This window comes from Sorangiineae bacterium MSr11367 (genome assembly GCA_037157805.1).
Lineage (GTDB): Bacteria > Myxococcota_A > Polyangia > Polyangiales > Polyangiaceae > Pendulispora > Pendulispora rubella.
Genome location: CP089983.1, coordinates 3,611,410 through 3,635,152, shown reverse-complemented (window position 1 = coordinate 3,635,152; position 23,743 = coordinate 3,611,410). Strand labels below are relative to the sequence as shown.

General features: G+C 65.4%; 16 protein-coding genes. 7 read left to right on the top strand and 9 right to left on the bottom strand.

The window, feature by feature from the left end; all coding sequences use genetic code 11:
- Positions 1-4: 4 nt before the first annotated feature.
- Together LVJ94_14525 and LVJ94_14520 are read left to right on the top strand one after the other, a co-directional pair.
- Complete coding sequence (locus tag LVJ94_14525) at positions 5-784, top strand: cyclase family protein (protein ID WXB08447.1); 780 nt, start codon at positions 5-7, stop codon at positions 782-784.
- A 73-nt stretch (positions 785-857) separates the two neighbouring features.
- The gene (locus LVJ94_14520) at positions 858-3,455 is read left to right on the top strand and encodes a protein kinase (protein WXB08446.1); all 2,598 of its coding nucleotides are present in this window, start codon (positions 858-860) and stop codon (positions 3,453-3,455) included.
- Positions 3,456-3,489: 34 nt separating this feature from the next.
- Here the strand turns inward: LVJ94_14520 and LVJ94_14515 are convergent, their stop codons facing one another.
- Positions 3,490-3,900 carry a carboxymuconolactone decarboxylase family protein gene (locus LVJ94_14515; protein WXB08445.1) on the bottom strand — a complete coding sequence of 137 codons (411 nt, stop codon included), beginning with the start codon at positions 3,898-3,900 and terminating at the stop codon, positions 3,490-3,492.
- Here LVJ94_14515 and LVJ94_14510 point away from each other — a divergent pair.
- The 4 genes from LVJ94_14510 to LVJ94_14495 all read left to right on the top strand — a co-directional run bounded on the left by LVJ94_14510 (position 3,899) and on the right by LVJ94_14495 (position 9,336).
- On the top strand, positions 3,899-4,978 hold the full coding sequence (locus LVJ94_14510) for an RNA polymerase sigma factor (protein ID WXB08444.1): 1,080 nt from the start codon (positions 3,899-3,901) through the stop codon (positions 4,976-4,978). The genes LVJ94_14515 and LVJ94_14510 overlap by 2 nt on opposite strands.
- Positions 4,979-5,278: 300 nt before the next feature.
- Positions 5,279-7,492, top strand: coding sequence for a KAP family NTPase (locus tag LVJ94_14505; protein WXB08443.1), 2,214 nt, complete (start codon positions 5,279-5,281; stop codon positions 7,490-7,492).
- Positions 7,479-8,660, top strand: a complete 1,182-nt coding sequence (locus LVJ94_14500; GenBank protein WXB10715.1) for a sigma-70 family RNA polymerase sigma factor — start codon at positions 7,479-7,481, stop codon at positions 8,658-8,660. The genes LVJ94_14505 and LVJ94_14500 overlap by 14 nt, the downstream gene beginning before the upstream one ends.
- 40 nt (positions 8,661-8,700) lie before the next feature.
- A complete protein-coding gene (locus tag LVJ94_14495; protein ID WXB08442.1) occupies positions 8,701-9,336 on the top strand; it encodes a VOC family protein in 636 nt (211 codons plus the stop codon).
- Between the two features lie 21 nt (positions 9,337-9,357).
- Here the strand turns inward: LVJ94_14495 and LVJ94_14490 are convergent, their stop codons facing one another.
- Positions 9,358-11,529 carry a chitobiase/beta-hexosaminidase C-terminal domain-containing protein gene (locus tag LVJ94_14490; protein WXB08441.1) on the bottom strand — a complete coding sequence of 724 codons (2,172 nt, stop codon included), beginning with the start codon at positions 11,527-11,529 and terminating at the stop codon, positions 9,358-9,360.
- A gap of 224 nt (positions 11,530-11,753) precedes the next feature.
- Between LVJ94_14490 and LVJ94_14485 the strand changes: the two genes are divergently transcribed.
- A complete protein-coding gene (locus LVJ94_14485) occupies positions 11,754-13,169 on the top strand; it encodes a hypothetical protein (protein ID WXB08440.1) in 1,416 nt (471 codons plus the stop codon).
- Between the two features lie 7 nt (positions 13,170-13,176).
- Here the strand turns inward: LVJ94_14485 and LVJ94_14480 are convergent, their stop codons facing one another.
- The 7 genes from LVJ94_14480 to LVJ94_14450 form a co-directional block, all read right to left on the bottom strand.
- A complete protein-coding gene (locus tag LVJ94_14480; GenBank protein ID WXB08439.1) occupies positions 13,177-15,876 on the bottom strand; it encodes a tetratricopeptide repeat-containing serine/threonine protein kinase in 2,700 nt (899 codons plus the stop codon).
- Positions 15,877-16,011: 135 nt separating this feature from the next.
- Positions 16,012-17,340, bottom strand: a complete 1,329-nt coding sequence (locus tag LVJ94_14475) for a type VI secretion system baseplate subunit TssK (protein WXB08438.1) — start codon at positions 17,338-17,340, stop codon at positions 16,012-16,014.
- A complete protein-coding gene (gene tssC, locus LVJ94_14470) occupies positions 17,337-18,683 on the bottom strand; it encodes a type VI secretion system contractile sheath large subunit (protein ID WXB08437.1) in 1,347 nt (448 codons plus the stop codon). Before tssC ends, LVJ94_14475 begins: the two co-directional genes overlap by 4 nt.
- A gap of 53 nt (positions 18,684-18,736) precedes the next feature.
- Positions 18,737-20,062 (bottom strand): type VI secretion system baseplate subunit TssK, encoded by a 1,326-nt coding sequence (tssK, locus tag LVJ94_14465; GenBank protein WXB08436.1) that lies wholly within the window; start codon positions 20,060-20,062, stop codon positions 18,737-18,739.
- A gap of 11 nt (positions 20,063-20,073) precedes the next feature.
- Positions 20,074-22,839 (bottom strand): type VI secretion system baseplate subunit TssG, encoded by a 2,766-nt coding sequence (gene tssG, locus LVJ94_14460; GenBank protein WXB08435.1) that lies wholly within the window; start codon positions 22,837-22,839, stop codon positions 20,074-20,076.
- On the bottom strand, positions 22,839-23,231 hold the full coding sequence (locus LVJ94_14455; GenBank protein WXB08434.1) for a GPW/gp25 family protein: 393 nt from the start codon (positions 23,229-23,231) through the stop codon (positions 22,839-22,841). Before LVJ94_14455 ends, tssG begins: the two co-directional genes overlap by 1 nt.
- Positions 23,228-23,728 (bottom strand): type VI secretion system tube protein Hcp, encoded by a 501-nt coding sequence (locus LVJ94_14450; protein WXB08433.1) that lies wholly within the window; start codon positions 23,726-23,728, stop codon positions 23,228-23,230. Before LVJ94_14450 ends, LVJ94_14455 begins: the two co-directional genes overlap by 4 nt.
- Positions 23,729-23,743 lie beyond the last annotated feature (15 nt).

The window sequence follows — 23,743 nt, the reverse complement described above, 5'->3', positions numbered from 1 at the left end:
TCCAATGCGGCGCATCGTCGACTTATCCATTTACCTCGAAAACGACGTTATTTCCGACCCGCCCCCGTTCGTGCCGAAGATCACGTACTTCACGCACCAGCAATCGGCACCGCAGTTGCTCGGGTTCTTTCCGGGTCTCACCCAAGCGGATTTGCCCGATGGTGAAGCGTGGGCGGTCGAAAAGGTCGAGCTCATCACCCACAATGGCACGCACCTCGACGCTCCGTATCACTTCCATTCGACGATGGACGGCGGCGCCCGCGCCATCACCATCGACGAGGTCCCGCTCGATTGGTGCCTGCAGCCGGCGGTGAAGCTCGACTTTCGGCATTTCCCCGATGGGTACGTCGTGACCGCGCGGGATGTGGAGGCGGAGTTGTCTCGCATCGAGCATACGCTTTCGCCCTTGGAGATCGTGGTGGTCAACACGCGCGCGGGCAGCCGCTATGGCCACGACGACTACGTGAGCGCGGGATGCGGAATGGGGCGCGAGGCCACGTTGTACTTGCTGGAACGGGGCGTGCGCCTCACCGGCACCGACGCGTGGAGCTGGGACGCCCCCTTCGTGCATACCGCTGCGAAATACGGGGAGACGCACGACGCATCGCTGATTTGGGAGGGCCACAAAGTGGGCCGGGATATCGGCTATTGCCATCTCGAGAAGCTGCACAACCTCGAGAACGTGCCGTCGCACGGCTTTTCCATTTCGTGTTTCCCCGTCAAGATCCGCGGGGCATCGGCGGGTTGGACACGCGCCGTCGCCATTTTCGACGATCTGGCGTAAACGGCGGCACCAGTATGGGTGCGAGCGGATTCGGCCCTTTGGTACGGTGGCGGGTCGCCACGGCGAACCGATCATGGGGAATGAGCCCGCGACCCTACGCACCGACGGCCTGTTCGCAGGACGTTACCTCCTCGAGCGCGAAGCCGGTCGCGGTGGCATGGGGGTCGTCCTTCGGGCATTCGACCGCACGACGCAGCGACGAATCGCCCTCAAGGTGCTGCACGGCAAGGACGATCGGGCGCTGCGCCGCTTCGCACGCGAGGCGGAGGCGTTGCAGCTCCTCGAGCATCCGGCCATCGTCGCCTACTTCGACCATGGGTTGACGGAGGAGGGGCGCCCGTACCTGGCCATGGAGTGGATCGAGGGCGAAAGCCTTCGCATGCGGCTCGAACGCGCACGCCCCCATGGCGGGATGCTCGGCATGCGCGAGGTCGTCGAGCTCGGACACCGCATCGCGGGGGCATTGGCGGCGGCGCACGCGCGGGGCATCATCCACCGCGACGTCAAACCGAGCAACGTGCTCCTCGTCGCAGGCAGGGCATCGGACGCGAAGCTCGTCGACTTCGGGATCGCGCAGCCCGACTCGGGGACCGACCTGACCACGTCCGGCGTGGTCATGGGCACCGTCGGCTACATGGCACCGGAGCAAGCGCGCGGAGAGGAAGATCTCGATGGCCGCGCGGACCTGTTTTCGCTCGGGTGCGTGCTCTTTCGCTGCCTCGCGGGCGTGGAGGTCTTCGAGGGGGCGGCACCGGTGACCGTGCTCGCGCAGCTGCTCTTGCACGACGCATCGAGGGTCTCCGCGTACCGCGCGGACGTACCGCGCGCGCTCGATGCCATGATCGCGCGGCTGCTCTCCAAAGACCGCGATCGCCGGCCAGCGTCCGCCGCCGAGGTCGAGGAGGAGCTGGCCCACATCCTCGACGATCTGGAGCATCCGCCGACGGCACGGCGCCCGCGGAGACGAAGAAGCCGCGCGCCCTGGTTGGCGCTCGCGCCCGCGCTGCTCGTGGCGGGAGCACTCGCGGCGCATGGCCATCGCCGATCGGCTTCGGCGCCCGAGCCGCCCGCCACACCGCCGCCCGCCGGCACCATGATCACCGAGCTGCCCGTGTCGCCGGCCTGTACGACGCCCGCGGTCGATGGATACCGCGAGGGGCTGCAGGCACTGCGCAGCGCACGATGGAGCCATGCGCTGGAGCTCTTCGAGGAAGCGGCCAAGGCCGATCCCGCCTGCCCCGAGCTTCAACTACGCCTGCTCCTCACCAGCGAGCCCTTCTGGCCGTTGCCCAAGCAACAGGAGCAATTGCACCGCACCTTCGGGGTGCGCGACCGCCTGACGGAACGGGACCGAAAGGTGCTCGAAGCGTGGGCCTTCGTCATCGGGCACGACGTTGCCAAGGAAGAAGACGCCGTGCGCGTCTTCCGGGAGGCCATGCAGCTTTTCCCCGGCGATGCCGAGCTTCACAACCTTTACGCCGCACGCATGTTCAATCTCGCGCCGAGCTTGAAGGAGCTGGAAAACGTGCTGGCCAGTGTCGACGAAGCCCTTCGGACCGATCCGGGATACGCGGATGCTTGGGCGATGCGCGGCCGATTTCTCGCGCGGCTCGGGCGGCTCGACGACGAATTGATCGCGCTCGATCAATGCCTTGCCCTCGAACCGGCCGCGGTGGATTGCATGGAGTACCGCGTTTACGCCCTGCGCCGGCGCGGGCGATGCGCCGACGCCGCCGCGGAAGCGCGCCGATGGATCGCGTCGGATGGCGAAGAAACGCTGGCCTATCGACAGCTCGCCATCGGCCTCGCCTCGCAACGAAGCCCGGCGGCGACGGTGGAGGAAGCGTTGCGGCTGCGATGGGAGCACCTTCCGCCCAAGAAGCAGCAGGAGGTGCGCCTCTTCGAGCGCTCACGGTGGGCCGCATGGCAGGGCGAATTCGATGTAGCCCTGGCGCTGTCCGACGAGCTCGAACGGGTCGCCGGGAAATCGGGCGCGGAAGAATCCCATTGGCGCGCCGCACTCACGACCATCGACGCGCTCCTCGAGACGGGGCAGGAAGCGCGCGCCGCGAGCTTGGCCGAAAAGACGCTGCGTCGAAAAGACGCTTGGGTCAAAACGGATTTGAATGTCATCCGCACGGCGTATTACGAACCGCAATTGTTCGCGACGGAGCTTCGGGCTGGCCGCATCGGGCTGGCGCAGTGGCAGGCGCTGTCCGATGCGTGGGAGCGCACCAACGAGACGCGGCTCGATACCGTCGAGCGGTGGGTGTTTCGATGGGGCCCGGCCGCCGGTTCGGGCATCGACGCCGCCGAGGCATTGCGCCAAGCGCCGACCATCGAGCGACGGCAGGCGGTGCGGTCGCCCAATGTCAATTTGCAGGGTGTTCTCAATACGTACGAAGGAAAGCTGTATTTGGAGGCGAACGACGCCGCACGCGCCGTGCCGCTCCTGGAAAGAGGCGCGGCCGCGTGCATCAGTTTGGATTTCCCCTACCTCAACGTGCGCGCGCACTTGTGGGAGGGCATGGCCAAACAACGGGTCGGCGACGTCACCGGCGCTTGCGAGGCCTACCGCGTCGTGCTCGATCAATGGGGCGCAGCGACGCCATCTTCCGTCACGGCCCGCCGCGCCGCCGATCTACGCCGCGGCTTGGCGTGCCCGCGCTAAACTGCACGAATGGCCGCGGACAACGACGGCCGCATCAGCGATCGACCTGGAACTCCGGATCGACGGGTATCTGCATGCCGTTGGCCAAGGCATTGGTCTCCGAGGCCATGCCCACGATCGAGAGGAGCTCACCGTACTGGCCGTCGGTCATGCCCTTGGCGCGGGCAGCGGCCGTGTGGGAGTGCACGCAGTACGCGCACGAGTTGGCCGTGGAAACGGCGATGTAGATCAGCTCCTTGGTGAGCGGATCGAGCTCGCCCGGCGCGACCATGATTTCCTTGAGGCTGGCCCACGTCCGCTCGAGAACGGCAGGTTGGTTGGCGAGCGCGCGCCAGAAGTTGTTCACGAAGTCGGACTTGCGCGTGGCGCGGATGTCGTCGAATACCGCCCTGACGCGCGGATCGGCCGCGGCCTCTTCATCGGTCCAAAGCTTTACGGTGGCCATGGGGGCCTACGATAAACGCACCGAAGTGAAAGTCGACCCGTATCCTGCGGGCGCGGTCGTACGTTGGTCGATCATGAGCCAACGCGCAGCTACGACTGGCCCGACTCGCCCCCCGGTGAGCGAGCTCTCCGATTCCGTGAAGAGCTCGTGGCACCGCTTCCTCGACGAGTTCGAACCCCTCCGGCCCGAGCTTTACCGCTACTGCCGGCATCTGACGCGCAGTCCGTGGGACGCCGAAGATCTGGTGCAGGATGCGCTGGCCCGTGCGTTCGTGACGCTCGGGTGCATGCACCATGACCCGCCCGCCAACCCGCGGGCCTGGCTTTTTCGCGTGGCATCGAACCTGTGGGTCGATCGGATGCGCCGCCGGAGGGACACGCCCGACGAGCTGGCGGCGGACACGCCCGAGGCCGATCCGCAAGCCGTCCGCGAGGCGGCGGGGACGTTGCTCGGGCAACTTTCTCCGCAAGAGCGGGCGGCGGTGGTGTTGAGGGACATGTTCGAGCTGTCGCTGGAAGAGGTGGCCGAGGTGCTGTCCACCACGGTGGGGGCCGTGAAGGCTGCCCTGCATCGCGGGCGCGGTCGATTGATTTCCCCCGCGGCGGCGCCGCGCAAGGTGGCCGTGCCGGCGGCGCTCGATGCGTTCTGCGAGGCCTTCAATGCGCGAGACCTCCCACGACTGACCGCCCTCTTGCTGGATACGGCCGTGGTGCAGATGGTCAGTGTGGCGATCGACTACGGCCCGGATCAAACGGCCGACGAGACCTACGGCGCGCTCGCAGGACTCGTGTCATCGATTCTTCGCGACACCGAACGCGGGATCGACCCCCGGTTTCTCGAGGGCTACCTCCCCACGGTACCGCCGCGCGTGGAGGTGGCGATCTACCGCGACGCTCCCATCTTGCTCCACTGGTACACGCACACCGATGGCGAGGCGGTCCGCGCCGTTTCGCGGGTCGAGCTGGAGGGAGCGCGTATTCGTCATCTCTCGAATTACTTCTTCGTATCGGACGTCATCGCGGAAGTGTGCCGCGAGCTCGACGTGCCGTTCCGGGTCAACGGATATCGCTATTGGTGAAAGGAGCGGGTGCGCTACTGGCCCGAGGCGGAGCGCAAACCGACGAGGCCCTGGGAGGGCGCCGTCGCGCGCGTCCTGAACCGACTCCCCAAGGTCGTCCTCTCCCGCACCTTGGAACGCGCCGATTGGCCCGAAACGCGCATCGTCCGCGACCCCGCCGCCCTGCGCTGTTCTCTGCGTGAAAGAGCGCTTTTCCCTGCGCCACACGAAGACGACCCGCTTTGGCATGGGGCTCGATTTGCTCTATGACGAGGCCATGTGACGTCGAATTTACATCGATGAACGGCGTATATTGCCCCGATGTTCAGCGCAGGGGCGGAGCAAGCACTCACACTCGCACGGAATTTCGCGCAAAAACGCGGGGCCGCGGATTTATCGACAAGCGACATTTTCTTTGCGCTCGCGGAACTGGGACGCACGGTGGGCGACGATACGGCGGCGCGTTTTTTTTGGCGCGCCATCCCGAGCGCGGGCAAACCCTTGTATCTCGAACTGCGCAATGCGCCGGCCGAAGAATGGATTGGCGATGACGCATCGCCGCTCCTGGAGCACGCCCGCGAGCTTGCCCTGCGCAGTTCCAGCGAAGGTCGCGTGCACCTCCGACACCTCGTCGCCGCACTCCTGCTCGATGCGGAGCGGCAGAATACGCCATCCATAGCCGGATTGTTTCGTCGCCTCGAACTGAATGCCGCCATGGCCAAAGCGCGGCTCCTCGACTGGATGGCCGGCGCGGTGGATGACTCCGAACAGCTCCTCCACTGGCAAGCGATCCTATCGCCGAGCGGCCACTCCATCCAGCGCTCCGCCTTGAGCGACCGCGCCACGGCGGAAGACTCCATGGGCTTTCGCCCGAGTGTGCACGCCATTGCGGATTTTCTGCGGCATCCCGAGACGAAGCCTCCGCTCACCATGAGCATCGAGGGCGAGTGGGGGTGCGGCAAATCGTCGTTCATGATGCAGCTCGACGAGGAGCTTTTGCGGCGGCCCGCGGGCTCGACGGAGGCTTTGCCATTCGTCGTGTGGTTCGATGCGTGGAAGCACGCCAAGCACGAAGAGATGTGGGCGACGTTCGCCGTGGAATTTCTGCACCAGGTCTCGCGCCAGCAGACTTGGTTCAAACGCTTTCGCGGGCATGTGATGCTCTTCGTGCGGCGCGTGAAATGGCGCGACGTGCGGCTCGAGGTGCTGCGCGCCGTGCTCTTCGGCGTGGCCGCCGTGCTCATGCTGCTCGCGCTCGTGGCCTTCTTTTACCAGCATTGGGCCTTCGCCCACGATCTTGGCGTCGAAACCATGGCCAAGGCCGACGGGGCGCCGTTTCAGAAGTTCGCGGGCAAGTTCATCGTCGCCGGCGGATGGACCGGGGCGCTCGCCGTGGCCATCATGACGCTCACCCGTATCAAAGGACTGGTGGGCGGCTCCTTGCCCATCGATTTGAAGAAGCACATCCTCTCACCCGATTACGAAGGTCGCTCCGCCTTCCTCGATCAGTTCCACGATGACTTCGGGAAAATCGTCGATGCGTACATCGGCGATCGGCGCGCGTACGTCTTCATCGACGACGTCGATCGCTGCGAAGTACCGACCGCGGTCGACCTGATGCAAGCGCTGAATCTCATGACGGCGTGCGCGCCAAAGCTCATTTTCATCATAGGAATGGACCGCGAAAAGGTGGCCGCCGGCATCGCCGCGAAATATGCGCCGCTGCTCCCTTATATGAATCCCCGCGGTGTCACCTTCGGGCTCGACTTCATCGAGAAGTTCATCCAATTGCCCTTTGCCCTACCGCGCCCAACGGAGGCCGACACCCGATCCATGCTTTGGTACCTCTCGGCGGGCCGATCGCGCCCGAAGGGGCACCATGTTCCAGTGCTCGGCACGACGGCGGTTCGCGATTCCATTCCACCGACGCCGCGGTCTCCGGTGCACACGGTGGCGGAGACGGAGCGCTTCGCGTCGGCCGTTTCGACGGATTCTCCGCTCATTCACGATATTACATTGGCCCTGGCGCCGGCCTTGGATTTCAATCCGCGCCGGGTCAAACAGTTTCTCAACTTGTTTCGATTGCGCGCATTCCTCGCATGGCAAACCGGGCGCCTCGCGCTGGAGCACCTTGCCGGCAGCAACGACGTCATGACCTTGCCGCAAATTGGAAAGCTCACCGCGATCGCCTTGCGCTGGCCGCTGATCGTCTCCGATCTGGAAACCGATCCTTCGCTTCTCGGGCGGCTGCAAGCCTTTGCACTCGGCACTGGAAAGCCCGATGATCCGGCCGGCGCGTACCGCGCATGGTTCAACGATGCGCGGCTGCTTCACCTGCTCCGCCTCGGCGCAGACGCGGTCCAAGATGGCCCCGCCCGAACGAGCATGGCACCGGACTACGATGTTTCCCGCATATCCTTTGCATGGTCCAGTTTGGGATTCGCGCGCGCGAACCTCATGCCGTCGGAAGATGTGCTATCCCGCTCGGATGAACATCGTTCGCCCGAGCGATCTCGAGCCCATGCTAGCGGGTGACCCCCGTGCGCGTCGGACCTTCGTACAAGAGCTCGAGCCGGTCGTTCGTGCGCAGGTGACCCGGGCGCTCCTTCGACAGCGCACCCGCGCCCGTCGGAGGGATGTTCGGCAGGACGTCGAGGATATGGTCCAAGACGTCTTTGCCGCGTTTTTCGCGGACCATGGCAAGTGCCTTCGCGCGTGGTCGCCCGAGCGCGGCTCGTCGTTTTCGAGCTTCGTTGGCCTCGTGGCCGAACGTCACGTGGCCGCGATTCTTCGCAGCGGGCGGAAAAGCCCGTGGTCGGACGATGCCACCGAGCCGGGCGAGCTCGAGGCCTGGCTCGAGCCGGATCCTGCACCGGAAGCGCATCACATGCAGGGACAGCTGGCGCGCGCCGTGATCGAGCGCGTAGCCCATGAGTTGTCGCCGCGCGGGCAGGAGTTTTTGCGCGTGATCTTCCTCGAAGAAAAGCCGGTCAACGATGCCACGTCGCAGCTCGGGGTGTCGGCGGACGTCGTGTATGCGTGGCGTACCCGCATCGTGAAGCGTGCTCGGCGAATCGGCCAGCAGCTGGAAACGAATTTCGTGCACGCCGTCAGGTTTCGCGAGGTCGCGAACAAGAAAGGAGGGAACGGAAAGGAAACCGCAATGACCGGAGCACTCTCACCGGAGCTCGCTGCCCAACTCGAAGCATGGCCTGCGCAGTTGCGCGCATCGGTGGAAGGTATTTCCGCCGAGGAGGCGCGCCTCGCGGCCCCGAATCAAGGCTTCTCCATCGTCGAACACGCATGGCACTTGGCCGATCTCGAGCAGGAAGCCTTCGCCATCCGCATCGGTCGCATTCTCGAGGAAGACTTCCCTCACCTGCCCGATTTCGACGGGGACCACGAGGCCCGAGTCCGCGGCTACCGCGAGCGTGATCTGGAGACCGCCCTCGCACGGTTCGCCTCGGCCCGCGCGGCGAACCTGCGCCGTCTCGAGCGTGTGCGCCCCGACGAATGGGCGCGCGCCGCCGTGCAAGATGGCGTCGGCTCCCTCACGCTCGCCGATCTCGTTTGCCGCATCGTGGATCACGATCGCTCGCACGCTGCCGAGCTGCTCGAACGGCTGGCCGCCCTCGGTCGCACGGCCGCGCCGGCGCTCGTCGAGATGGCGCACACCGCCGCGCCAGCGCCCTGCGCGGCGTAAGCCCTTGAAACGCACACCGACGTGCGCCCATGATGGGGGCATGATCGCGCTCGATCATCTCGTCGTTGGCGCCCGCACCCTCGAAGAAGGTGCCCAGTGGGTTTTCGCGCGCCTGGGCGTGATGCCCGCGGGCGGAGGCAAACATCCGCTGATGGGCACGCACAACCGCGTACTCCGCCTCGGGGACGCGACCTACCTCGAGGTGATCGCCGTCGATCCCGAGGCCGCCGCTCCCTCGCGAGCCCGCTGGTTCGGGCTCGACTCGCCCGAGGTTCGAGCGCGCCTCGAGCGTGGCCCATCGCTCCTTCATTGGGTCGCGCGCACGGACGACATCGAGCGCGACGCCACCGCCGCGCCGGTGCACATGGGCGCAATCCTCGAGGCATCGCGCGGCGATTTGCGATGGCGCATCACCGTGCCGCGCGAGGGCACGCTTCCACGGGATGGCATCTTTCCGACGTTCATCCAGTGGGACGGCCCCCATCCGGCCACCGCCATGCCCGAGTCGAATTGCCAGCTCGAATCGCTGCAGCTCTCCCACCCGCGCGGGGGCGCCCTTCTCGCAGCGTTGCGGCATCTCGGTCTCCCCTCCGACGCCCCCGTCACGACCACCGATGGCGATCCACAGCTGCTCGCCCGAATCCGCGTGGGCGATGACCTCATCGCCCTGCCGTAGATTCAGCTTGGCCTTCGCGTCCTAGTCGCAGGTGCCCGTGCCGTGGTTGTCGCGGATGTCGGGCGTGCTGCCGTAGCCATGCGCGCGCAGTCGCTCGTAGACGCGGTCCGCTTGGCACGTGGGCAACGTCTCGTTGAGCGTGATGGTCAGCGAGCCCGCGAGCGTCACGAACTGGGCGAGCGCATCGAGGTTCGTGAGCGAGTGGTCGGCGTTGAGCAGGAGATTGCCGCCAATTTTTCCGAGCGCCTCGAGCCCCGTGAGGTCCTTGAGGCCCAGGCACCCGACGATGCTGACGTCCCCCGAGGTCTGCGTGAGCGCCGTGAACGCCTCGAGCTTCTCCATCGCAGCATTGTCGATGAGCCGAATGTGCGTGGCCGATGGGATTCGACGGAGCCCATTGAGCCGCACCAACTTTGGATTCGAAGCAATCTCGATTTCCGTGGACCCCGATTCGAGCGCGTCCAAGCCGCCAATCTCGGTCATCGCCAGATTTTGACGAATGGTCAAACCGCCCGCCGCCGTCAATCCGCCAAAGCCCGGAAGCGACTGCAGCACGGGATTGTTGGAGACCTGCAGGGTGCCACGGATGGTCGTGAGCTGCGAAAACGCCGAAAACCCTTTCAGCGCCTCATTTCCATCGATGGTAAAGTTACCGCCAACCTCGTGCATGCGCGTAAAACCGGACTGCGTCTCGAGTGCACGATTGAACGAGAAGCCGACGTTGCCGACGACCTTGGTCAGGGCGGGCATGTCATCCAACGAAATCAGCGCCGCGTTCGTGGACACCACGAAGTTTCCACCGATCTCCGCGAGCTGGGAGAACCCACCGACGTGTTGCAGATTCGGGTTTCCAGCGATCGAAAGGGATCCGATCTTGGTTAGCTTGTTCGGGCCGACCAATTCGGTCAACGCTTCATTGCGCCAGATCATGAGTCGGACGCCGACGCTTTGCAGCGCGACCAGCTCGTCGATCCGAGTGAGCGCCGCGTTGCTGGCCACGATCATCTCGCCCCCGACGACCGCCAATGCCTCGAGGCCATGCAAAGAGGTCAACGCTCCGTTCCCTTGCAGCGTCAAATTGCCGTTCACGCTTCGCAGATGGGCAAGAGGCGCGAGGTCGGTGAGGAGTCCGCTCACGCCAATCGTCAGGTTGCCCGTGATCTCCTCGCAACGCGCGAGTTCTTGGAGGCCCGGAACGGACAGGATGTTGAAGTCGCCCACGCACTTTGCACCCAAATAGGTCGCGCTCACGACCGCGCTGGTGGCGTAGTTCTGTTTGCAGGTGACCGCTTGAATGATGGCATCGGCCGTCAAAATGGGGAGCGCGCCATTCTCCGGAACCGTGTCCGGGCTGGAGCAGCTCGGCGGCTCGGAACCATTGACGCTGTAATGAATGACACTTCCGCGCGTGTCAGAAGCCAGGGCGATGGAGCGCGGGTTGTGGGGATCGTAGCTCCCCGGCATCGGATCGAACACCGGCGCGGCGGCCGAAAGCGTGTAATCCGCCTGGGTCACCGAGGAAGCGAGCATGCCCTTTTTGCAGGCGATCGCGCGAAGCTTCTGGCCACTCTTCGAGACGAGCACGGTCCCCGCGGCGGCCTCGGAGCTACTCGCGCAGCGGGCTTCTTCCGTGCACCCGGGCTGCGCGCCATCGAGCGTGTAACAGAAGGTGGCATCGGCCGTGGCGCTCGTGAGGTGCACCTCGACGTCGTTGGGGTAATCGCCCGAATTGGGCTCCAATTGAGCCGGTTCGACGACGCCGGGCGGAATGTCGATGACATAGGTTCCCGAGCGAACGGCGGAATCGTCGAAACCCGTTTTGCGGGCGATGGCCTTGAGGGTCGCCGTCTTGGCAAGGCTGATCGGCGACGTGTAAACCGGCGACTTCGAATCGGGCGGGCTGCCATCCAGCGTATAGTGAATCGAGGCTCCGGCGGTGTCCGTCCGCAGGGTGATGCTCTGGGGCGCGTCGAATGTTCCCGGCGCGGGATGGAACTCGGGTGTGGCCGCCGCCGTCTGCGACGGTGTCGCATCGGGAGGGGCGTCCGGGCGAGCGTCCAGCGGGGGGCCCGCATCGTCGGGCAACGGCGGGATGGTCACTCCGGCGTCGCCGCTGCATCCCAAAAGATTGGCGACCATCATCAACGTGGCGGTCAGGCCGAGAAGGGCCTTCGCCAGAGCAAGCCTCGTCATGTTCTTCTTTCCGTTTCGCAGTGAGGACAAAGAGGGGAGCAATCTCCCGATTTCAATTTGCGCGGAGTCGGAATTTTCCGTCATCAAAAATCGACGTGACAATATGCGATAGTGGCAGGCGTTGTCGGTTCGGCTCCACGGACCTCTGCAGGCATGCGCGGCCGTCACCCGGCACCGGGGTCGGCGTTGACACCCTTGGCCTGCGGCCCACAGACTCACCGGGCATGAATCTCTGCGATCTCGAAGCGGTCGAGCTGCGGCGACGGATGGAATCGGGCGAGGTTTCGCCCGTCGCGGTGGTGGAGAGCTGCATCGCCCGCATCGAGGCGACCAACGCCGCCGTGAATGCGGTGACCGTCACGGCGTTCGAGCGGGCGCTGGCCGAAGCGCGCGCCGCCGAAGCCGCCGTGCAGCGCGGCGATGCCCTCGGTCCACTGCATGGCCTGCCCATTGGGATCAAGGATCTGAGCGAGACCGAAGGACTGCGGACCACCTATGGCTCGCCCTTGTTTGCGAACCATGTACCGGCGGCCGACGAACGGGTGGTGGCGGTGTTGCGGCAGGCCGGTGCCATCGTGCTGGCGAAGACCAACACGCCGGAATTCGGGGCGGGCGCCAATACACGAAACGAAGTATTCGGTGCGACGCGCAATCCGTTCGACCCGCGCCTGACGTGCGGTGGTTCCTCGGGCGGTTCCGCGGCGGCGCTGGCCTGCGGCATGGTTCCTCTGGCAACGGGCTCCGATCTCGCCGGCAGCCTGCGCACGCCTTCTGCCTTTTGCGGTGTGGTCGGCTTCCGCCCGACGCCCGGCTTGATTCCCACCGAGACACGCGGGCACGCTTGGTCGCCGCTTTCGGTCGACGGGCCGATGGCGCGTACGGTGTCCGATGTGGCGCTCTTGCTCTCGGCCATGGTGGGCGACGATCCGCGCGATCCGCTGTCGCTCGCGGTGGATGGCGCGCGCTTCCGGCAGCTGGATGCCGTGAATCTGGGCGGCCTCACGGTAGCCTTCACCGAAGATCTCGGCTTTGCGCCGGTGGACGATCGCGTACGCACCGCGTTCCGCGCCGCGCGGAATGCGCTGGAGCCGGTGTTCGGCGGTCGCACGGAGTTCGCGGTCGACATGGGTGGCGGCGACCAAGCCTTTGCGGTGCTGAGGGCCGTCGGGTTCGTGGGCGCCCATCGCGAGAAAGTCGAGGCCACCCCCGACAAGGTCGGGCCCAACGTCGCCGCCAATGTCGCGGCGGGCCTCGGGCTGGGTTTGCGCGATGTGGCCGATGCCATGACGGTGCAAACGCGGGTGCTGCGCGACGCGGACGCTTTTTTCACCAAAGTCGACGCGGTCATCTGCCCCGCCGCCGGTCACCCGCCCTTCCCGTTCGAAGATTGGTATCCGGTGACGATCAACGGCGCGCCGATGGCGAGCTATTTTCATTGGTTGGCACTAGCCTATGGCCCCACCCTCGCAGGCCTCCCTTCCGTCGCATTGCCCTTTGGCCGCGACGCCACGGGGTTACCCTTCGGATTGCAGATCATCGGCCGCCGCCGCCACGACCACGCCATCCTGTCCATCGCCCGCGCCATTGAAACGTGGGCCACGCAAAACGGCTTCGCGCGTCCTCTATACGGCGAACGATAGCCACATTTCAGGGATGAACACCGTGGGCAGAAAGCCAATGTTTCATGGCTTCGAAGTCGAGGTCGTCGAGAGGGCTGCGATCTTTCCAGTTCTGGTAGATGGTCCGTGACTCTTCGGCCAGCACGAGCGCGCGCTTGCGATCGGCCGCCGTCGCGCGCGGATCCTCCGTGAGCGCGCGAGCAAGCGTGAACTTCGCGGTCGCAAGGCTCATCCCCGCCTGCGGATCGCCCTTCACCAAAAGGGCGCGCTCGAGGGTCTGGCGCGCCCTTGGGAAATCGCGAAGCCCGAAGTACGCCTGCCCAAGGCCCGTGAGCGGGTAAATGAGGCGCGGGCTGTCGGGGCCGACCTGTGCTTCGCGCTGCTGGAGAGCACGTTCGAGATGGCGCCGGGCCTCTTCGTATTTGCCCTGGTGGTTGAAAATGTCTCCGATGTTCACGTGGGCGGTGGGCTGCTCGTTGAGCTCGAGCGCCCGCGCGAAACAACGTGCCGATTCGTCGTATCGGAGCATGTTGCTATGCAGCACGCCGAGACTGTTCAGAATCCCCCCGTTCAGCGGATGCTCGGCACCGAGTGACGACTCGGTGATGCTCCGCGCACGCTCCAAGGTCTCGATGGCTCGCTCATAGCTCCGTTGGCTCAGATACACATTGGCGACTCGATTCAACAAGGTGATCATCTCGACGCTTTCGCGACCGTACACCTTCTCGATGAGCGGACGAGCGCGCTCGAATTCCGCCAGGGCCTCGTCGTACTTCTGTTGACCGCCCAAGGTCACCGCGAAATTCCCGAGCCGGACCGCCTCGAGCTTGTCATCGCCCCCCATGCGCTTGATCGCCGACATGGCCTGCTCATTCAACATGGGCGCGAGGTCGTGGCGCGCCTGGGCCGCGCCGGCGGTGAACACGAGATGCGTCCACGCCTCGGCACGCGAGCGGTCGTCGTTGGCAGCATCTGCCGCCCACGCGGCGCGGTAAAGCACGGCCTCGGCGCCTTTGTGATCGCCTTGTGCCTCCTTCAGGAAAGCCTCTTGCAAGTGCGCTTCGGCGATCACCGGTCCGTATCCGGTGCGCTCGGCGCGATCCGTTGCCTCTCGGATCACCGGGACAGCATCCGCGTACTTGCCCGCGAGTCGGGTGGCATTGACGCGAACGAGAACGCCGCGCACGTCCTCCACGGCGCGCGCGGCCGCGGCATCGGACGGGGGCGCCACCCGCCCGAGGAGCGCTTTGACCTGGCTGCACCCCACGAGGGGCGTGAGCCCCTGGGCGGCCGCAGCGGCCTTTGCGATGACATCTCCATCGGCGGCCGTAAAAGCGTCGGTCAGCGCCCGCATTTCGGCGAGGCGCTCGTCAAAGCAAACCATGCGCAAATCAAGCAGGGAGACGGATTGTTCGGCGCGAACCTGCGTGGCCTCACAGGCGTCGGCACGCGCGGCCACCCAATGGCGAGCATAGGCATCGAGTACCCGCTCGACACCGGTCCACGCTTCGAACGCGAATGGCTTGTGCGTCCCGATGAAGGCATCGTGCACGGCCCTCTTGCGCCCGTCGTCCCAGACGCCAGACAGCTTTTGCTCCGACCCCTTGCAAACCAATTGCGATTGCGACCGTGCGTAGCGATACGCCAAAGGAACCGCCGCGAGCGCACCGACCGCGGCGACCCATCCCACGGTACGCCAGCGACGAGCCGCCGGATTGCGCGACAGTGCGGCAAGCAATTCGTCCATCGAAGCGAATCGTTTGCTCGACTCGACGCTCAGTCCACGCAAAATCGCTCGATGGACACGAGGCGCGACGCCCGAACGCGACGGCGGCTCACGGACCCTTCCTTCCGTCACTGCCTTGGCGAGCTGCGACCACGTCTCGCCCGCGAACGGCAGCTGTCGGTACAGTCCCTCGTAGAGGGCCACACAAAAGCTGAATTGATCGCTGCTGGCGTCCGCTCGCTCCCCGCGGTACTGCTCCGGCGTCATGTAGGCGGGTGTTCCTATCAGTGAGCGGGTGTTTCCCACCGTCCAAGGTGAATCCGCCGCAAGCTCGTGCCCTTCCCGCATCGAAGGCGGCACCGCAATGGCTTGTGCAATACCGAAGTCCGTCACACACACGCGCTCACGCCGATCGCAAAGCACGTTGTCCGGCTTGAAATCGCGATGAACGAGACCACTGGCATGGGCCGCTGCGAGCCCGCGACCCGCCTGGAGGAACGCATGGAGGATCTGACGTACGGGACGCGACTCGCGAAGTAACCAGCTTCGGAGGGTAATCCCATCGATGTACTCCATCGCCAGAAAGAGCTGCTCGTCGTGCATGCCGATATCGTGAACGGCAACCACGTTGGGATGGGAAAGCCGCGCCATGGCCTGCGCTTCGCGCTGCAGCCGATCGCGCCCCTCGAGGCTCGGATCGGAATCCGAGCGCACCATTTTCAGTGCCACCTTGCGATCGAGCTCGGGATCGTAGGCCGCATAGACGACCCCCATTCCACCTTCGCCCAAAAGCCCATCGACCACGTAGCGACCGACGACCGCACCTCGCGGAAGAAATCGCGGCGCCATCGGCAGCGATTCTCTCGACGCCACCTGCTCGGCGGACGAACCGAGAGAGCGCGCGCGCTCGGCACTGATACCTTCGTCGGGTGCGCGGTCGTCGTTCTTGTCGGTCAGCCAATCGTTTTGCGCGGGACGGGTCGCGCCGGGTAATTGCCCCATCGGAGGCCCCCATACTAGCAATGACCGCGCGTGTCACCGCACTGACGCGAATTGCTGCATCCTATCGAAGGCCGCCGAGATCATTCGAATCCCACTGTGTAGAAGAAATTCTCTCTCCTAGCGGGGTGAACACCATCACCAGATTTCCCGGTCGATGCCATACAAAAAGAGCTTAAGACTTGGCGGTGCGCCCGGCACGTAGACGCTCACGGTCCGGCAGGCCAGGATATCTTGCCAATAAGGGCGAAGGTCCGGCTCTCGCCCGGTTGCGCGCTCGCGCTCCCAGATGCGGTAGCTGGCAATGCGCGGACCCTGCGGGAGCTGCGGCGGCGGATCGACGTCGAGCTCGAGCCGCACGCCGCGGAGCGCGAGGCGCATGCACTCCTGCAACGCAAACGGCGCAGCCATTTTCATCACGCGCGGAAGGCGCTCGAGAAAGGCATCGTCGTCGCAGGTGGCGACGAGCACCGGGCGCTTGCCAACGAGATCTTCGCGCCGGAACGAGAGAGAGAACATGTCGGCGTAGTCGCCGCGCTCGAACGACAGCCTCGTCAGCTGATCGCGTCCCACCGCGTCGAGCAGGCGCACGATGCGCGTCGAGAGCCAGGGCATCACATCGGCGAGCTTGTCGTGCTCGTACGCGGGAGGGCGCTCCCATTCGTGCCCGAAGGCCACGAGCGCGAGGTAAAGGGTTCGCAAGCGCCGGTAAATGTCATACGGCCGCGACGCGTGGCGCTTCGAGAGAACCTGCAACGCCGCGAGGTGGCGGTTGACCAGCACGAAAAGGTTCAAGCCGGGGGCCGAAATCGAGGTGGTGAGATGAAACGGCTGCTCCTTGCGCGCCGCGACGAGCTCGTGACGTCGCTGCTCGAGCGCGGCGAGCACGCGACCGATCTCCGCGACGAGCGGCGCACATGCCCGGGCGTGCGACACGATGGGCCACACGCCATCCGAAAAGCGGTACGAGTAGCCGACCTGCTCGATGCGGCCGATCGGAAGCACTTCGTACCGATCCAGCGCGTCCCCTTGGAAGAGCACCTCGAGCTTGGGACGCATCCAAGGGATTTTCGCCTCCAGATCGCCCACGTAGCGCGTGGACCGCGCGCGTGCGTCGTCCTTGCTCATGTTCGGCCCGTCCAACACGAGCCGCGGTACCCCCAGATAGACGAGTACGGACGACGACAGCTCGTGGAGTCGGGTGGCAACATTGGCTTCGAGCGGCGGCAAATCTTCGTCCAGCCACGCTTCGAGGCCACTCGGAAACACCACGTCCAGGCGGCGGATGACCAGATCGCCCCGGGCGAGTGCCCCCTCGTCGTAGTCCATGTGCGCGACGCCGTAGGCATCGGGCGCGAGCCGGCGAAAGCCGCGCGCGCAGAGCGCTTCCGCGTAGGTATCGGAGGCCTGCAGATGCACCGGCTTGACGCTGAGCGTCGGCGGCCAGAAGGGCTTGCGCGGTATCATCGCCGATCGATCCTTCCCGTCACGTCGAGCTCGAACTCCGCGTCGCGGTAACGCACATGCGGCCGGATGACCACGTTCATGCCATACCAACCCGGCTGTCCCGGGACGTCCACCAATTCGACCTTCGCGCCGCGCAGCGGATATTGAAACCGCGTCGCAGCCGACGGATTGTCCTTGGTATCGACATAACGTCTCAATCGTGCAGTCAATTGCGTCTGAAGCTGTTCGCGGGTGTGGTGACCGCCAAGTTTTTCGCGTTGAAACACTTTGAGCTGATGGGCAAAGCGGCACACGAACATCAGATAGGGCATTCGCGTACCGAGCAGATAATTCAATGTCGCTTGTTCGCCGCCTTCGGAGCGCCCAAACGTCTTCGGCATTTGCAAGCTACTTGCGCTCGCGAACCGCAACGAGCCATCGACCGGATCGCACGTCAGGGGAATGAAGCCCTGATCCGCCAGCGCTTCCTCGAGACGGCGCGAGAACAGCACCTCGACGGGAGGCTTGCACGCGTCGTCGCCCATCACCTCGTGAGCCTCGAACACGGGAGGTGGCGTGAGGAACGTGTCGAGCAACCCCATGGCCGTTCGGTCCCGCGCGTAGCTCTCGGCCAACCGCAGGCTGAACGCATAGGTGGCGCTGCCCCAAAGATGATCGCCAGGCCCCCCGATGGTCTCGTCGTACACGAAGGTATCGGCTGATTCGGTGGCGTCGCGGTAGGGCAGCCGAAGCCGCATGCGCGGGAGGAGAATACCCAAATAGCGACTGTCCTCGCTGGTGCGCAGATCGTGCCATTTGATGAACGAGGGTCCCTCGAACATGGCGCCCAGATCCGTGGCCGCCGACAGGTCTTCGAAGCCGGCATCGTGCGGCGAGCCATGGCGTCCCTTCGATGGCGCGAACAGCCCCGGATCGGCGTCGACGAACACGGGCGCGTGCGACATGGCGGCCACCGAGGCCATCGCGCGAAGCAGAGCCACGTCGTCGAACGCCGCCGTCACGGAGAAGCCCGCAAAAATCGCAGCGAAAGGCACACCACCGTGCTGCCCGTAGTGCGATTCGTACACCGTCCGAAAGAAGCGCGACTTGGTGCGCTCGGCGGCATCCGCGAGATCGTCCGAGAGCTCCTGCTTCGAGCAATTCCACATCGCCACCTGGGTGCCCTGCCGCGACTCGATGCGGTTCACCACGAATTCGAGACCGCGCCATGCGGCCTCCAAAGCTTGAAACTCGGGGTGGTGCAAAATGGCATCCAATTGCTCCCCGAGCATCGCGTCGATCTTCGCGATCAACCGATCGATGCGGGCCTGGGACGCCAAGAGCGCGGATATCGACCCATCCATCCGAGGCTCGCCATGGAAAGCGCCCCGAACGGTCTCCGGAGACTCGACCTCGATCATGTCGCGTCACCCGGCTGCACCGCGTAGAGGTGAATGCGCGTGACGCCGGGAAGCTGGCGGCAGTAGACGCCCATCCATGCCGTGCGCATGGCCGCAACGAAGGCATCGGATCGCTTGTCGAGCCAGAAATACACGGTGTCATTCGATTCAGGCAGCCCCGAGGGACGCGGCCGGCGTTCCAGCGGAACACCCGACAGCGCCGCATACTTCATTTCCATGAGCTCGTGCAGGGAGCCAATCTTGAGAAGCTTCGGGGCTTCCTCGGCAAGGTGCGCGGGGTCGCTTCCGGTGATCGCCAGAAAGAACTCGTGGTCGAAAATCCCTGGTTCGTGCAAATCCGCACGCAGAAGCCACGCATCGTTTTCCGTCGGCACCAAAGGGATGGTTCGGTACCGTGCCTGGCCAATGCTCTGAAGCACCTCGGCGATGGCCTCGAAAAGCGGCAGGAACGTCGCATCGAGTTCGCGGTGGTTGAACGGCGGCGGCTCGGGGCACTCGCCCGTGGCGGTGAACGGCGCCAGTGCATACAGGACTTCCACGAGACGCGCGTAGGCATCGTGCGGCGCCGTATGACGCCGGCTGCGAAGATCCGAAACGTCGGCAATGAACCCGCCCAAGAGCGAGCGCAGAAGGGTGCGCCGATCCGCAAAGGCTTCGCTGACCTTCCAGCTATCGGCCCACGTCTTGCGCGCCACCAGGTCCGAAAGCAGGGCATCGATGCGCTCCGTCAGGCAGGTGGAAGCGCGAATTCGCCATAGCGGTGGAATGAACGTCGGATCCAAGGTCGGGTTGCCCGATTCGTCCAAAATGAGCCGCGCGCACGGGATGACATCGTAGCTGTGCAGGCGGTCGTTCTCCGTGAGAAGGAAGACGTTGGGACGGAGCCATTGTGCGTCGACCGTCCTGCCGCCGTTGGCGACATCGGACAGCGTGTGCGTGGCCAGCGCGTAGCGGTGAAGCGCACGCGTCGCGCCCTCGGGATCGACGTTCGCCGCACTCGGCTGGGCGACAGGGAGTCCCACGTACACGCGGAGCGACGTTCTCGACCCGAGATCCGAAAGCGGGATGCTCAGCGCCTTCGCGCCCTCCCCGCCCCCCACGCGAATCTCCGTTCCATCCTCCAACGCGGCCTCGAGATGCTGCAGCACGAGCTGGCCGCGGGAGAGCGCGGTCTCGTCCCAATCGATTTCGTCGACGCCCCAGGCATCACCATCGACGCGGGCGACGGCACGCTGCACGCTCTCCTCGTGGTAGGCGTCCGCGTTGGAAAAGTGGTGAGGCCAAATCGACAATCCAAGAGGCCAAGCGGGTTTCATAGCCATGACGGTGGACCTTACGCTGTCATCGGGACGAACTCGCACCGGGCTTGGTGCGGTTCGGGAAGAAGAGGAGCACGAACGTGAACGGTTTCATCGGCGATCGTGTACCGCGTGTCGACGCCCAGCGCGCTTGCCCCACCGAGCGTCCAGCGCGGGGTGTCGTCGGCGGCGAGGTGGACCTCGAGCTCCACGAGCACCTTCGCCCCAAACACGCGACTGGTCAGGCGCTCGAGCTTCGCGTAGACGTCGCCACCGGGCATCATGCTCTCGTGCGTCGCGCGATCGACCGGCCCGATGTGCAGGCGGATGGCCCCCTCTCGATCCGAACGGGTCTCGCCATAGACGAAGTCGACGCCGAGACGGGAGCATTGACCTCCCAGATGCGCGGTCTCGTTGTCGCCGAGCGGCAGGAAGCGGTGCACGTTCGCCTCGAGCGAAATGGGCCACGGCAGCAGGTGCTGGAGCAACGCCTCCGCGCCACGTAGATTGATATCGTGCGGCTGCCCGCGCTGGTAGTCGGCAAGGCCCAAGGCCAACATCGGCGGGAGGGGCTCTTCTTCCAACGCCGACGGCGCGTCGATCCCGGCCACCGAGCGGAGCACTTGGCTCTGCAAATCGCCGCCCTCGAGATCGAAACCCCCTTCAATCGAGCTCGCCTTCCAGGCACCGTAGAGCCGAACGGCGAGCGCATGGTGGATCACGTCGTAAAACGCGCGCAGCGCGCCTTCGTCGTCGCCGTAGCGGACTTCCTCGGTAAACTGGGCCGCCAAGGGCGCGCTCGTTCCAACGAGCCCCAAGAAGTTGAGCTCGACCTGGACCGAGTCGTTCGTGGCCGGTGCGACGGATGCCACCTCGCCCGCCGGGAAGGCCAGGCTTGGTCGCTGCGTGAATTGCACCCGCTCGGTGTGCTCGAGATCCGTCGACGTGGTGTGCTCGAGAAGGCGCGCCAACTCGAAGAATCCGTAGCGCGATGCCGTGCGCACCATCGACTCCAGGGCCATGCGCGAGGCTCGGGGACGCGCGGAGGTGGCGACGAAGGCCTCTCGCTTCGCCTTTCGCGCGTATTCCGGGCACGGATGCCGATGCGGGCGCGGTGCGGGCTCACGCGTGGGCCATTCGAGCCGCGTCCCGGATTTTCGGCAGAGGGCCTCGCAGCGGTAGAGGCCATTCAGTCCCACCTGCGCGTCGAGCGTGGCATGCAGCACGCGCAGAAAGAGCGCGACGTCTCCTAGGCCACGCAAGGGTGTCTCGTCGAGGGTGAGCGACGCGAGGTACCCTCGCCCGGAGCCGCCGGCCCCCGCCCGAGGGCGAACCTCGAAGCCTTCGATGGCTTCGATGCGTTGAAGATTGGCCCGAAAGGCTCCCGGATCCGCCGTCTCCGGTGGCAGGAGCGACGCCAGAAACGTCCGCAGCGCAAACCACGGATCGCCCTTGGGAATCGCACCTTTCGCGAATGCACGGAGGGCGAGGTCGAATCCGGTCAGCGCCGGCACGTGCGACGACGTCGGCAGTAGGTTCCGCGCGCGCACGGCGCGCGGAAAGCCATGACCGGGCTCCGTGAGCTCGCCGACCGAGACACGGCACGCACCGTTCGTTGCGAGCACGCGGCTCGAGATGACATGCGGCTCCAGGAGTGGCTCCGTTCCGCGCGAGCTCGTGAGCGTCATGAAAAGCTCGGGCGGAAGGTCCGACCGCTGGACCTTTCGCTCCGTCGAATACGCATAGGGGAATGCGTCGTGAAAGTCGCCGGCGCGAAATCGCCGGAGCGACGGCAGGGGGATCTCGCCCTCCCCCACGCACGGAGCGGCGGTGACGGAGAGCACGGCAAAGACTTCCCCGCGCCGCCTCGGAACGCCGGCCACCCGCAATGGAAACGTGCTCTTCCCCGGGCCGAACGTCTGCGGCTCGGACGTGGTTTCGAACAAGTTCACGGCGGGCACGCAGTGCGCACGAAGGGCGTCTGGCCCAATCGCCAGGTCCCCCGGCAAGGGCGCGTCGAGGCGGAGGGTGACCGTCGCCTTGCGCACCGGCGCCGCCGTGCCATGCAGCGCCGACAGGACGCCACGCACGACGAAGAACATGAACTTCTCTGGAAAGACGAAATACTCCTGCACGAAGGCATCGGTCACCATGGGCCCGTCGGGCTCCGGCGCGAGCACGTCGCGTTCATCGAACCCATACGGCTCTACGTTGCCGGCCTGCTTCGAAGGCCCATTGGATATCTGCACATCGACGCGCTCGGTGGCGCCGAGAACGTGCATGAGCAACAAAAGCGCCTTCTCGCGTGGCCCGTCCACGTAAAGCCGGAGTTCATCGTCCAATGCGTCTTGCAGGGGCGCGTCCGACGTCGCGATGAGATCGAATTGGACGAGGCGCCCATGGGCCCGGGCGTTCTCCACCCGATACGCGCCCACGTCGACGTGGCTCACGAGCCGAAAGCGGCATGCCGGGTCGTTCGGTGGCGAAATCTCCGCATGCGCCGGAACGCGCTGCTTGGATTCCGATCCGGCAAGGGAAAGCTCCACGATCGTGGCCGCTGGAAACGGGCGCATCGACGATGCGGCCACCACCTCCGCCAGCGCGCGATGGCTATCGGCCTGAAAACGATGGATCCGCTCGATGATCGACGCAGCCAGCGCGTAAACCCCGCGACGCACGCGATCGAGCGCCAAACTCGACGGCGCGCGCCCCAGGTGCCCCAAAAGCGCAGGATGCGCGCGCGCAAATTGCTCGGCCGCCCGCGTGAGCGCCGCCACCGCGCCTTGCGGGAATCGCGCCACTAGCGAACCCTCCACGAGCGCTGCGGGTCGACGGATAGCTCGAGCTCCAACGGCGCCGCGCGTCCCTGGACGGCCATGGAGCCGCGGATCTTTGCCCGAAAGACGAGATCGAGCGCGTCGCCCGGAACATGGATCACGCGCGGGTGGCGCAGGCGCGGAACGTAGCGCCTTAGCGCTTCTTGCGTATCCAAGCACCACGCGCGAACGGCTTCGGCGCCGGAGGCGTACGTCCCCGAGACATCCCCCACACCGAAGTCCACGTCACCGGGCATGGATCCACGCAAGGTTCCCAATAGGAGCTCGATATCCGCCACGAGCTCGGCCACGGCGCGACGAACGGACGACGGTTCGGGCGGCGGCTCCCTTCCGGCGATGAGCCCGAGCACGGTCACGATTTGTTCTCTTTGCGATCGTAGTGGGCGCGGGTGTCGCCATCCGGCGAATGCAAGGTCACGTCGATCTTGCTGGCCAGGAAGGAAATGCGAGCCAGATCGGGGTGGTTACCCGGAAGCCATTTCGACGTTGGCCCCGAGAGAGTTCGGAATTTGGCGACCGTGGCCTTGGTCAGCGTCGTCGTGGCATACACGACTTCGTTGCCGTTGGAGTCGCGGCGGGCGCGCTTGATGACGACCTCCTTCAGCTCCTCGTTGTCCCAAGCCGCTTGCTGGCATTGAACCACCAAAGGATTCCACTCGCAGATCACCCACACGGGCTTGTTCCGGACCACCGCACGCCCCTTCCCTTGCGTGTCGTGCGGAACGTCGATGCCATGGCCAAAGGCGAGGCAGACGGTCTTCCCCGCGCGGGCCTGGGCGTCATCGGTTTTGAACTCCCCTTGCTTCGAGCCCTTGATTTCCAAATAGATGAGCGATTGTTCGGTTGCCGTCATATCGAAACCCGTTTG